This window comes from Synechococcus sp. A10-1-5-1, from assembly GCF_023115425.1.
GTDB lineage: Bacteria > Cyanobacteriota > Cyanobacteriia > PCC-6307 > Cyanobiaceae > Vulcanococcus.
The window spans coordinates 565,777-578,378 of record NZ_CP096032.1 but is presented as its reverse complement, the minus strand read 5'-3'; the positions used below and the strand labels follow the sequence as shown (position 1 = coordinate 578,378).

The following is a 12,602-nucleotide window of genomic DNA, read 5'->3' as shown; positions in this document are numbered from 1 at the left end:
CCAGGTTAAGCACCGCGAATCAGCTGGCGTTCGCAGAGGTCGCGGTAGCGGCCCGGGCGGCTGATCAAGAGATCGTGGTTGCCCTGATCAACAATCTGGCCGTTCTCCAACACCAGGATGGAGTCGGCCTCCTGCACGGTGGAGAGGCGGTGGGCAATCACCAGGACCGTTCGGCCCTGCATCGCTTGATCAAGGCCCCGTTGCACGGCTTCCTCCGCTTCAGCATCCAGGGCGCTGGTGGCCTCATCCAGCAGAAGCACCGCCGGGTTGCCGAGGACTGCCCGGGCGATAGCCAGGCGCTGGAGTTGACCGCCGGAGAAGTTGCTGCCCCGTTCTTCAACGCGTGCGTCGTAGCCCCCCGGAAGGGCCTCGATGAAGACATCGGCATTGGCCAGGCGTGCAGCCGCTTGGATCTGTTCGCGGCTCGCCGGGCGGCCAAAAGCAATCGCTTCGGCCACGGTCCCGGAGAAGACGGCGCTCTGCTGGGGCACCAGCGCGACGGCCGTCCGCAACTCGGCTGCCTTGAGGTCCGCCAGGTTGCGGCCGTCCAGCAACACCGCTCCGCTTTGGGCGGTGTTGAAGCGCAGCAGCAGTGAAAAGAGGGTGCTCTTGCCTGCACCGGAGGGACCCACCAGGGCCACGACCTGACCCGGTTTGACCTGCAAGGACAGGTTCTTCAGGACAGGCTGCTTCGGGTCATAGCCGAAGTTCACCTGCTCTAAGAGCAGCTCGCCGGCAACGCGGCCCAGGGGTTGGGCATCGGGGCGGTCGGGTTGCTCTACGGCTTCCCGTTCGATCTCCCGCAGTCGCTTGAGGGAAGCCTGGCCCTGCTGGAACTCGTTGAAGTTTGTGGTGAGGTGGCTGATCGGGTCGATCAGCATCAGCAGAGCTGCGACATAGCTGCTGAAGCCCTGACCATCGAGGTCGCCACTTTGGATCCGAGCTGCGCCCATCAGGAGCACAGCCAAGATGCCGGCGGCCTCAAGGAATCCCACCACGGGGTATTGCAGGGCCAGCAGCTTTTGGGTCCGGTAGCGGGCCTTTCGGTGCAGGTCGATCTCGACCTCAAAGCGCTGCTGCAACCAGGGTTCAGCGGCAAAGGCCCGCACCAGGGGGAGCCCTGAGATGGCCTCGCCAAGTAGGGCGGCCAATTCGCTGACTTGCTTTTGGCTCTTCTCTGCGGCCCCCATGACCTTGGCACCAAAGACGCTGACCAGCACCGCCACTAAGGGAGCAAGCAGCAGGGTCCCGATGGACAGCTTCCAGTCCAACCAGACCATGTAGCCGAAGACCACGACCAGCTGCAGAACCGAAGGGGTGGTGTCCTGGATGGTCTTGTAGATGACCTCACCAACCCGGTCGGCGTCTTCGGTGAGGCGGTAGGTCAGGTCGCCGGCGGAGAGCTTCTCGAGGACCCCGAAATCCAGGCGCTGGAGCCGTGCAAAGAGACGGCGGCGAAGTTCCTGGCTGACCTGAAGCGCCGGTCCGGCCAAGAGGGTGTCCTGGCCAAACTGAGCCACCTTCTGGAGCATGAAGACCGTCAGGGCCAGGCCGATGACCTGGAGCACCCTGTTGAAATCACCGGCACCAATGGCGGGAATCAACTGACCGGCCAGCCAGGCCAGCAGCGGCCAGCAGAGCACAAAGACGAGCATGCAAGCCCCACCGGCAATGAGTGCGGGGCGGTGGGGCTTCAGCAGCGGCAGCAGACGCCGGAAGCCGGCCGATGAGGGAGCAAGCATCGAGGCAAGCTATCAGCGCTTTTTGAAACGACTGCCGCTGGAAGAAAGAGTCGCTGGTCGTTTAGGGAAAGGTCCACGCACGCTGTGTCGACGCAAGCTGGTCGAGCTGCTGGCGTACGGCCTTGTCTGATTGGCGCTTGATCTGGCTAGGTCCACTCATCCAGGCTCGGTGCCCATGCACAGTCGCTTCGCATGGCTAAGCAGGTCGTTGAGCTCTCTAGCTGTCTCTTCGGCACTCTTCGGCTTTGCCAAAAGAAAGCCCTGAAAGCCATCACATCCCAGTCGCTTGAGTTGCTGGAGTTGTTGGATCGTCTCAACTCCTTCGGCTAGGGATTTCAATCCGAGTCCGTGGGCGAGTTGGGTTGTGGCTCGAACAATCGCATAGTCATTAGGGTCTCGCCCCATATCTGTGACAAAGCCCTTGTCAATTTTGAATCCCTTGAGTGGCAGCCTCTGCAACGTTTTCAGATTGGAAAATCCCGTACCAAAATCGTCAACCCAAAGACAAACCCCCAGCTTTTGAAGTCTTTGAAGGCGCATTGCTGCGTCATTCGGATTTTTGAGTAGTGCAGTTTCTGTGAGTTCCAGCTCGAGACGATTGGGTGAAAGACGCTCCTGCTGACAGATATCGGCTATTAACTCATCGAGCGGGTCTGCATCGGGATTGAGTTGTTCGGCTGAAACGTTGATTGATAGTTTTGGAATGTGGATGTTGTTGCGCTCCAGCTCGGCGAATTGGTGAACTGCTGTTTTTAAAGTCCAGCTTCCAATGCCTTCGATTAATCCACTCTGTTCGGCGATGGGGATAAATCTTGTGCACGGAATAAACGCTTCCCCTTGGCGGTCCCAGCGAAGCAGTGCTTCTGCTCCCATGAGGCTGCCGTTGTGATCAAACTGCAGCTGATAGTGAAGTTTGAGTTCATTTCTTTCTATGGCCCTCGAGAGTTTTTGCTCGAGGTCGAGGGCCTCGCGAATCGACGTGCTGAGAGATTCTGAGTACACCTGAACTTTCCCTTGGCCGCGTCTTTGAGCAGCAGCAAGAGCTGTTCTGGCGGCTTTAATCGGATCGTCATCGGCTGTCGTGATGCCAGGCCAGGTGCTGATTCCAACGCAGGCACTGAGGTGTATGGATGGCAATCTTTCTAGGCTCCTCGAGGCTGTTCGAAGACTCTCCTGTAAGCGTTTGCCATGCTGGATGGCGTCCTTAGTGCTCTTGACTACGTCTGTCTGAATGATGACAAAGCTGTCGCTGTCGAACCTTGCAAGCCAGTCTTTGGGGGCGATCTGATCGCGAAGATGTCTCGCTAGCCAGACTAAGAGTCTGTTCCCATTTGAGATTCCAAAAGTGTCATTGATCTCTTCGAAATGATCGATATCTAGGCAGGTGACTGTGATCGTGGTGCTTTTCCTGGCTCCACTGATGAGGTCACTGATGTAGATCTCTGTTGCTGCTCGATTGGGTAAATGTGTGAGTCTGTCTCTTTGGATGGGCTCGTATCTTTCGCCTTTAGTGCTCTGAAGCTCTGGGTACTCCTGTATGGTCCCGATGGAGTAGAGGGGGTGCCCTTCGTTGTCGAAGCTTGTAAAGCAGCGATGATCCACAAAGCACTCATTACCATTCTTCAATCGAAGACGATGCTCGATTCGAGTGGCTTGTCCGCTCAATTGTGATTGCTGGAGTTCCGTTCGGACTCGCTCTCGATCTTCTTTGGCAACGACATCGAGTAACTGGTCCATGGTCTGCCCGCTTCCTTCCTCCGAGCGAAGAAGCTGACAGAGCTGCGGCGACCAGAGCATCGACCCATTGCCACCATGCTTCTGGAGCCAGCAGCCAAGTTTGAGGTGGTACTCGGCATCCAGTAGCAGCTGAAGCATGGCCTCTGGATCACTGACTGCTCTGGACAGAAGGCACGACGAACCAACTCTTCAGCTCAACCCTAGTCACAGATCTGAGTGAGATCTGCTTCGAGTGAAAGGCTTTTTCCTCAGGGTTGGCCAATAGGTTGAACTTGGCCTCAGGCTGCCCCCCTGGATGTCTCGGAGATCCCTTCCTGGCCTACTGCTGGCTGCCTGCCTTGTCTGGTTCGTTGGGTCTTGCGCTTCACGTCGTCCCTCCATTGATGTTCCTGTCTCGAGTTGGCCTGGCTATGAGTACTTCTATTTGGCTCGCGAGTTGGGGTTTGATCGGGTCGAGGGTATTGAGATCTTTCCTCGGCAGTATCCAGATCCTCAATCCATTGTTCATGCTTATCTCAGGGCAGAGCTTCCGATAGCACAATTAACCACTATCGAGTTGGTTGAACTTTGTGCTCGAGTGCCTGAGCGATGTCCGGTTGTTGTCTTGGTTCTGGATGAGTCAGTTGGGGCTGATCAGATCATTTCTGTTCCGTCACTCCGGTCAATTCGAGATCTGAAGGGCAAGTCGATTGCCGTTTCGCACTCCAACTTTGGGCCGTTTGTCCTCGGTCGGGCACTACAGCTTCATGGTTTATCGCTCAGTGAGATCAAGATGCGCAAGATGGCACTTGGGTTGATGCCAAAAGCCTTGTTCACTGGCTCTGTCGATGCAGCGGTCCTTCCCTCTCCCTCTAGCAGCGTTACTTTGCGAGGTGCTGCCTTTCGCCCACTCTTCAATAGTGCAGTCATTCCAGGTGAGGTCTTGACTGTTTTTGTGGTTGAAAAAAACTTTCTTAGATTAAATCAAAATATCGTTGTTGCCCTATTGAGGTCCTGGTCTGCTGCCCACACCGAAGCCAGGCTACGACCTCAGAGCGCCCTCCCACTTCTGGCTGAACGGGAACGCCTGACCGTCGATGAGTTCCGAGCAGCGGAACAAGGTTTGCGTTATTTCAGTTTGTCCGATCAGGTTGAAATGCTGCAGCCTGAAGGACACGTCGCTCGCAACATTAAAGCGGTGCGTGACTTGCAAGAGAAACTGCAGCTCATTCCCCGGGGGACGATCACACCGACGGTGACGTCTACGTATGTTGAAGCGGCACAATGAGTCATCTCAGATCAGCACAACGACTTGTTTCATCAACCAAGGGGCTTCTGCATCAACGGGTGAATCAGGAACTGATCTTCCTGTCACTGGTCGTAACCGCTTTGGGTTCTTGCCTCTTGGTTGGGGTTAGCGGATTTCTGGTTGTGCAAGCCGCTATGAGCGAGGCAGAACGCCAGGCACGATCCATTGAGTACGATCTTGTCACTAGTGTCACCAGTTATCAACCTGTCGAGCAGGTCCAGCGGGAACTCCAGCTCAAAGCCGCTTCAAGAGATTTGCAATCGGTTGTTCTTCTAGGTCCAGGTGGAAGAGTCATTGCGGCGAACGACAATACGATGCTGGGTCGTTCAGTCTTTGGCCTCAGCTGGTGGAAAAGGCTGGGGAGAATCCCGAGTGACGTGTTGACTTGCCTTCGTCCAAGCGATGTGGCTGCCGCTTGCCATTCTGTTCAACCAGTGAATCAGTTTCAAGGATTCATTCCTGCCTTCGGCAGCCAGCGACTGGTCCACTTTGCTCCGACTCCCTTAGCGATTGAGGGGCGGCCTGATCTGGGTAACCGCGGGCTATTGGTAATCGAGCTTGATCTCTCTCCCGTGACTCAGCGGTGGTCCCGTTGGGTTGCGCTCGTTTTTGTTGCAGGTTTTGCACCACTCTTTCTCACGGAAACGGCGCTGGTGTTCTTTTTGCGTCGCCGCCTTTTGCCAGAGTTATTGGGATTGGCTCAAGTTGATTGTTTGTCTGGGGTTTTTAATCGACGTTCTTTTTTTGAGATGGCTGCCCAGCGGATTGGAGAGTTCAAGCAGAATCAGTGCCTGTGTGTTGTCGCTTTGATTGATATCGATCGTTTTAAGTCGATTAATGATACCTATGGTCATCCTGCTGGGGACGAAGTGATCACTCAGTTATCCGCCCTCTTTCGTGATGTGATTCCTTCTGGCGATCTGATTGGCCGCCTCGGAGGCGATGAATTTGGTGTCCTGATGCTGGAGTCCGCTGCGGAAGCTGCTGCTGTTCTGGAGTCCTTGCGCTGTCAGGTTGCAGCACGTTCCTGGCGGATGAATGACGGGTCTCTTGTGCATTTCACGTTGTCGATTGGCATGGCGGATTCACGATTGGCTCAGGCCTGCAACATCGATGAGCTCTTGGCTGCTGCAGACGTGGGTCTCTATACGGCTAAAGGCAATGGTGGGAACAGCCTGGTTCCACCGAACGAGGCGGGAACTCAGGGTTGGACAATGCAATTGGCATGAGTTGACAGCGTGAGCACACCCCTGGGGACTTCCGAGCCCATTCGCTTGGATCAATTTCTGAAATGGCAAGGCTTGGTCTTCACAGGTGGTGAAGCCAAGCAGCGCATTCAAGGCGGGGAGGTCCGGGTCAATGGCTTCCAGGAGACCCAGCGTGGTCGGAAGCTGAAAGCCGGTGACCGGATCGAGCTCGCTGGAGAGACAGTTCTCGTACCTCAGCAGCTCGACCTTCGCTGAGGTCCCCAGACCTTAGGTTGGATCGTTAGTCGACCTATGAACGCAGTGCGGAAGGCTGTCATCGCGGGCAATTGGAAGATGCACATGACCTGCGCTGAGGCGCAGGCCTTTGCTGAGAGCTTCAAGCCTCTGGTGGCCGGCCTCCCTAGCGATCGTGAGGTGGTTTTGGCCCCTCCTTTTACGGCCATAGCCAGCTTGAGCAGTTCCCTTGCGGGCAGTGGGATTCGGATTGCGGCTCAGAACATCCACTGGCAAGAGAAGGGGGCCTTTACGGGGATGGTCTCTGCCGGAATGCTCCTCGAGCATGGAGTGAGTCACGCCATCGTTGGCCACAGTGAGCCACGCAAGTACTACAGCGAGACCGACGAGCAGATCAATCTTCGGGCCCGAAGTGCCCAGAAGCACACCATCACCCCGATCCTGTGCGTTGGCGAGAGCGATTCGCAGCGGGAGGCAGGGGAAGCAGAGAAGGTGATCCGCCGCCAGGTGCAGCAAGGGGTGGATGGCTTGGATCCCAGCCGATTGATCATTGCCTACGAACCGATTTGGGCCATCGGCACGGGTAAAACCTGTGAAGCTGCTGAAGCCAATCGGATCTGCGGTCTGATTCGAGAGTGGGTTGGTTATTCCGACGTGGTGGTGCAGTACGGCGGTTCTGTGAATCCAGGAACGATTGACCAGTTGATGGCCCAGAGCGATATCGACGGTGTTCTCGTGGGTGGGGCTTCCCTGGATCCAGAGGGCTTTGCTCGCATTGCGAACTACCAGCCGGTCTGATGGCCAGGGCCTTGGGCCAGCCAACCCAGGTAATGGGGGTGATCAATCTCACTCCTGATTCCTTCAGCGATGGAGGTCGCTTTCGCTCTCCAGACCAGGCTTTGAGGCAGGCCAGGAAGCTGGTCAAAGCAGGGGTGGGGATCTTGGACCTTGGCGCGCAAAGCACCCGTCCCGGTGCTGAGGATGTCGGCGGTGTAGAGGAGCTCAATCGCCTCCTTCCAAGTCTCCAGACGATTCGATCAGCCTTCCCGCCGGGATTGGGTCAGCCGCTGATCTCGGTGGACACCTATCGGGCCTGTGTCGCCCAGCGGGCCATTGAAGCTGGTGCGGATTGGATCAACGACATCAGCGGCGGCGTTCGGGATCCCGATTTGTTGGCTGTTGTCGCTGCAGCGGACTGCCCCTATGTGCTGATGCATTCCCGAGGCGACAGCCATTCCATGGATTCGTTGACGGACTACGGCCCTGAAGGAGTGATTGCTGGCGTTCTCAGGGAGCTGCGGCATGCCACCGAGCGCGCTCTTGCTGCGGGTGTTCGCCCGGAGCGCTTGATTTGGGACCCGGGCTTGGGGTTTGCCAAAACCACCGAGCAAAACCTTGAGCTGCTCCAGGGACTTGAGCAGCTCAAGGTCGATGGCATCCCGCTTCTCGTGGGGCCTTCGCGCAAGCGGTTTATCGGAGCTGTGTTGGATGAGCCCCGCCCTAAGGCCCGACTCTGGGGTACAGCAGCTGTCGTCGCCCGTTGCGTCGCGGCTGGTGTGGATGTGGTGCGTGTTCACGATGGAGCGGCCATTGTCCAGGTGGCACGCATGGCGGATGCGCTTTGGGCCTAACTCGCGAATTCAATCTCGCCGGCTGGCGTGAGTTGAGCCTCACTAAAGAACTTGGCCGTTTGCTCTGAAATCACCCCTTGGCTCGCCAGGATCTCTCCAAGCCGCTTGCCATTCATCCGCTGGTCGGCCAGGGCTTGATTGAGTGTGGTCTCGCTGATGAGCTCTAGGTCCTTCAGTCGCTCTCCGAGGCGCTGGTCATTGAAGCCTCGATCGGCATAGAGCGACGGATTGATCAGTAATTCCAGCATCGGCCCAGAGACCTTGAGATTCAGCCTCAGGAATTCACCCAAACGCTGGTTCGCGGCAAAGGGTTGGTAATCCAACAGGACTTGCTCGAGCTCGTCCAGATCGATCACTCCTGCACCAACCAACTTTTGGCCAAGGGGCTTGGTCTGAAACAAGTCTTTCGCAGCCTCGTCATCGAGCAGGGCTTCTTCGAGTTCTCCTTCGATCACCGTTGGGCTCTGAAAGCTTTCTTGAATCCAGGGGTCGTTTTGAAGAAAGCTCAGTAGATCCCCTGGCTTCACACACAAAGAGCCAAAGTGCTGTTCGACTAACTCCTCAACAAAGGCCATCTCGGTCGCTGGACCGATCACCTGAAAGGGTATGGACTGTCCTTGTCCATTGGCGATTAATTCCACTTGATTGCGCTCAGTGGATAATTGAAAACGAAACACGAGCCAATCCTCGCAGCCTTGCTTGGTTGTACCGAAGACTAATCAGATCGATTCCTGCTGTCGGTTGATGGGGTGTGCTTGATGCTTGTGTTTCGAAACGCGACGCGAAACGACTCCCTTTCTTAAGAGTTTCCCTGGGGCCTCCATCAGGCTTGGAGCTGCATATCTTTTCTTCAGGCAATTTTGAGGGCGCATGGTTTCGAGCCTTGATGAGGCGTTCCTATCGCGCAAGAACGTCCGGCATGTTCTCTCGGCATCGGTTCGTCGCAGCAAACAGTCGCTGAATGCTGCATTTGACCTCTTGGAAGAAGCGATGTCCCATCGCTTCTTCCAGTCCTTGCGAAACGTTCAGTGGTCGGATTACCAGCTCAAGCCCATCTTGGTGGCTTCAGTGCTGATCAACATTCTCGAGCTTTCTTCCCCGCTTTACATCAATATCGTCTTCACCTCAGTCCTCCCCTCTGGCTCGATGTCGAGCTTGGTGGTCTTGAGCGTGGGTGTCGTGCTCTTGATGATCTTGGGGGGCTGGCTCAAAAGTGTGCGTCTGGTGTTGACCGGTGCTGATGGAGCTCGCGTCGAGCATCAGAAACGGCTCGAGGCTGTGTCCCATTTCTTGCAGTTGGGACTGCCGGATTTCTTGGCACTATCTCCAGGCCGGCATTTGCAGCGTTTGAACAGCATCAACCTCCTGCGGGATGAGAGTGCTTTGCAGGCGCTGACCACGGCCATTGATTTGGTGTTCTCGCTGCTGTTTGTGGTCGTCTTGTTCTTGATCGCTGGCAGCGTTGGCGTGATCGCTGTTCTTGCGATCATTGTCTACCTCTTTCGCGCTCTGGCCTTCGCGCGGGACTATGAGCGGCTCTCACGACGTCGGGACCAAACCGAGCTTGAGACCCGCACGTATCAAGACAAGTTGGTCGATGCCATGGATTTGATCAAATCCAATGGTCTTGGTTCGCAGTTTTTGGTGGCTAGTGAGCGCTACCAAGAAGAGCAGGCCTATGACCGGATGCTGCACAACACCTTCGCGGGGCAGTACCAGGCTTTTGGTTCCTTGATGGGACAGATCACCTTCGCCGCTGGCGTCACCTGGGGGGCGCTGTTGGTCGTGAACGATCGTCTACTCGTCGGTGCCCTTGCTGCTGCTCTGCTGTTGCTTGGCAAGATCCTCGCCCCTTGGCAGCAAGCGATGGGGCTATGGAACAGCTATCACCGCTTGAGCCTTTCGAGGGATGAATACGACGCACTGATGGCCTTGCCTGTCGAGGGTAGTGGGGGCAGCAGGCAGCTTCCATCTGGGGGGCTGCTCACGATTTCGCGGCACGGTTCTCCATTGGTCGAGGCGAAGAAAGGGTCTGTGGTGTTGCTTCGGGATCAGCGCTTTGGCGTCGATGTGCGGCAGTTGTTTTTGGAGTTAATTCAGGTCAGCCCCAACCCTGAGTTGTGCCTGGATGGTGAGCCGATCGCGTCCTATCGACGCGTTCAGCTACGGGATGACATTGCTTACGTCGATCCATCCCGCGCTTTTTTCCAGGGGACGTTGCTGGAGAACATCACCTGTTTTCAGCCCAGTCGTCTGAGACGAAAAGCCTTGTTCTGGTCCTTCCTGACTGGCTTGGACCAACAGGTTCGTGCCTTGCCCCATGGCTATGGAACAGCCATGGGTGGAGCGCTTCCAACGGGCCTCTCGCGTGACGCTCAAGCCCTTGCGCACCTGGTGACGGCTCTGACTCGTAATCCTCACCTCCTGCTTCTTGATCTCAGTGATTGTTCCTACGGGAAGGCTTTTATCGATGGACTCACACGGGTCCTTCATCGCTGTCACGGCCACTTAACCGTGTTGATTGCGGGTAGGGGGTTGGTGCTCTCCGAGCTTGCTGATCAACAACTCGATCTCCAAGCCGCCCTGCAGGAGGCCAGCTCATGAAGTTGTCCCGTAATGGCTCTGACTCCAGCAGTCGCGCTCAGTTGATTCGTGATCTCACGCTTAGTTCCGACGCACCGTTGGCCTTTTGCCTGCGACTGTTGTTGCAGCAGTTGATGTGGATGGGACGGTCAGAGCAGCTGTTTGAGCTGTTTGGTCCTGATCCCCGCCAGATGGACCTGGTGGATGCCCGGAACCTGCTGTTGCGGTTGGGCTACGGCAGCACCCAGGAGATTCTTCAGAGCTGGGATCAGCTACAGGGTTACGGCCTACCGGCGCTCTATCTGACACCCGAGCAGCACCCTTATGTGCTGTCACGGGACGAGCAAGGCCGCCTGTTGGCTGCCAACGCTGAAGGTCGCGTTGGCATTGAAGATGTGCCTGTCGGCGGCAGCCTGGTTGTTTTTTACGAAGCGCCTCCCAGCGACCGCGTGGCCTTGGTGCAGCAGGTGCTGTACCGCTTCCGGAATCGCATTTCGCTGCTCTACGGCATCAGCTTTGCCCTTGCTCTATTGGCACTGGTTGTGCCCTTCTACATCCGGGCCGTTTACAACGTTGTGATTCCCAGTGAAAACCTCTTCACCGGAGCCTGGTTGTTTCTTGGCGTCTTGTTGTTGTTTGGTCTGGATTGGACCTTGCGTCAATGGAGAAGTAGTCAGTTGGCACAGCTGGCGGCACGCCTTGACGCCTTATTGGGCGTGAAGCTGATCGAGAAGACGATCGGACTGGATTCCAACCAGACTGAAACCTTCGGGACTCGCAGCTACCGCAATCGGCAACGCAATCTTGATGCGCTTTTGGTGTATCTACAAGGACCGCTTGCCCTGGCCCTGCTGGACTTTCCATTTGTTCTGCTCTATCTGGGTGCGATTGCACTCATCGCAGGGCCCTTGGTGTTGATCCCCTTGGTGTTGATGGGAATCACCGCCATCTTGGTCCTGGTGATGGCTCGTTATTACGGCGTCGCTGCTGATCTGAGTCTCTCCAGTGAAATCGGAATCGCTCAGGCGCAGCAGGAGTTGGTCAGCCGCTTTCTGGAGGTCAAGCAATCCAGTTTGGAGTGGGTCTGGCTTCAGCGGTTGCGCGGTCTCTCGGCTCAGAGCACCAGCAGCGCACTGACGATTAACCGCCAATTGGGGCGCCTGCAGGTTGTTGTCAGCACCGCCTCTCAGCTGGCCGGGGTGTTGACTCTGGCTTTCGGGGTTTGGCTCGCTTCGAACAGTGAGGAGGGTGCCGCTGCCATGGGCACTCTGATTGCCGCAATGTTCTTCGTCTGGAGGGTCTTTACGCCCTTCCAGCAGTTGATGAATGCGATGTTGCGTTTGGGTTCGATGCGCAAGCAGTTCGCCCAACTGGATCAGTTCTTCAAGCTTCGTCAATCCACGAGGATGGCGGCTGAATCACCGCATCATCGGCTCTATGGCTCGGTCCTTTTGGATTCCGGCACCTGTCGATTGGGCCGTGACAGCAGTTTGGCTTTGACGCGGGCTTCCCTATCGGTCGAACCCGGACAAATCCTGGCCCTGACGGGAAAAGCCGGCTGCGGAAAAAGTGCGGTGTTGCGGGTGATTGATCAGTTGTATCCGCTCTCCAATGGCTCATTGCTCTTTGACGGTGTCGACTATCGCCAGTTCAGTCCTGATCTGATTCAAAGCAACATCGCTTTCGTGATGGAGCGCTCAGAGCTGCTGCCTGGGACGGTGCTCTCCAACTTGATGGCGATGAATACCGACGTCACGCCGACCCACGTGCGCTCGATTTGCGATCGCATCGGGATTTTGGACTACCTGGAGTCATTGCCTGATGGGCTCGATACCTCCCTGGATGAGGCCTTTGTGTATCAGCTGCCCCATGGGGTATTGCGTTTGCTCTCCTTGGCGCAGGCCCTGATTAAAGACACCCCAATCCTGTTGATCGACGACCTCAGTCAGGGGCTGTCTCCAGATCAATTCCAAATTTTTCTCGAGGCCCTGCCCTCTTTTCGGGTGTCGTTCTTCAGCGGCCAACCGCGCAGTGTTGTGATCGCCACTGACAACCGCTTGTTACTGGAGAAGGTCGATCAGCTCTGCATCCTCGACAAAGGGGTGACCACCTTCCAGGGCACTCCTGAGGAGTTACGCCAACGGCTGCAAAACAGGCCCTAGATCCGATCCACTGTTCA

At 56.5% G+C, this 12,602-nt stretch carries 10 protein-coding genes; 7 read left to right on the top strand and 3 right to left on the bottom strand.

Annotated features, from left to right (window positions below):
- Positions 1–5 precede the first annotated feature (5 nt).
- Both MY494_RS03050 and MY494_RS03045 read right to left on the bottom strand, forming a co-directional pair.
- The gene (locus tag MY494_RS03050) at positions 6–1,742 is read right to left on the bottom strand and encodes an ABC transporter ATP-binding protein (protein ID WP_247911281.1); all 1,737 of its coding nucleotides are present in this window, start codon (positions 1,740–1,742) and stop codon (positions 6–8) included.
- 156 nt (positions 1,743–1,898) lie between these two features.
- Positions 1,899–3,617, bottom strand: coding sequence for an EAL domain-containing protein (locus MY494_RS03045; protein WP_247911280.1), 1,719 nt, complete (start codon positions 3,615–3,617; stop codon positions 1,899–1,901).
- Positions 3,618–3,903: 286 nt separating this feature from the next.
- Between MY494_RS03045 and MY494_RS03040 the strand changes: the two genes are divergently transcribed.
- The 5 genes from MY494_RS03040 to folP are packed head-to-tail and all read left to right on the top strand — an operon-like array spanning position 3,904 to position 7,840.
- The gene (locus MY494_RS03040; RefSeq protein WP_247911279.1) at positions 3,904–4,746 is read left to right on the top strand and encodes an ABC transporter substrate-binding protein; all 843 of its coding nucleotides are present in this window, start codon (positions 3,904–3,906) and stop codon (positions 4,744–4,746) included.
- A gap of 59 nt (positions 4,747–4,805) precedes the next feature.
- The gene (locus MY494_RS03035) at positions 4,806–5,996 is read left to right on the top strand and encodes a GGDEF domain-containing protein (protein WP_247911278.1); all 1,191 of its coding nucleotides are present in this window, start codon (positions 4,806–4,808) and stop codon (positions 5,994–5,996) included.
- Positions 5,997–6,005: 9 nt separating this feature from the next.
- Entirely contained in the window at positions 6,006–6,230 is a 225-nt protein-coding gene (locus MY494_RS03030; RefSeq protein ID WP_247911277.1) for an RNA-binding S4 domain-containing protein, read from the top strand.
- Positions 6,231–6,275: 45 nt separating this feature from the next.
- Positions 6,276–7,007 (top strand): triose-phosphate isomerase, encoded by a 732-nt coding sequence (tpiA, locus tag MY494_RS03025; RefSeq protein ID WP_247911276.1) that lies wholly within the window; start codon positions 6,276–6,278, stop codon positions 7,005–7,007.
- Entirely contained in the window at positions 7,007–7,840 is an 834-nt protein-coding gene (gene folP, locus MY494_RS03020; RefSeq protein ID WP_247911275.1) for a dihydropteroate synthase, read from the top strand. Before tpiA ends, folP begins: the two co-directional genes overlap by 1 nt.
- On the opposite strand, the gene MY494_RS03015 is transcribed toward folP, so the two are convergent.
- Positions 7,837–8,517, bottom strand: coding sequence for a hypothetical protein (locus MY494_RS03015; RefSeq protein WP_247911274.1), 681 nt, complete (start codon positions 8,515–8,517; stop codon positions 7,837–7,839). The genes folP and MY494_RS03015 overlap by 4 nt on opposite strands.
- 193 nt (positions 8,518–8,710) lie before the next feature.
- On the opposite strand from MY494_RS03015, the gene MY494_RS03010 reads away from it, so the two are divergent.
- Complete coding sequence (locus MY494_RS03010; protein WP_247911273.1) at positions 8,711–10,444, top strand: ABC transporter transmembrane domain-containing protein; 1,734 nt, start codon at positions 8,711–8,713, stop codon at positions 10,442–10,444.
- Positions 10,441–12,585, top strand: a complete 2,145-nt coding sequence (locus tag MY494_RS03005; protein ID WP_247911272.1) for an ATP-binding cassette domain-containing protein — start codon at positions 10,441–10,443, stop codon at positions 12,583–12,585. The genes MY494_RS03010 and MY494_RS03005 overlap by 4 nt, the downstream gene beginning before the upstream one ends.
- The last annotated feature ends 17 nt before the right edge of the window (positions 12,586–12,602 follow it).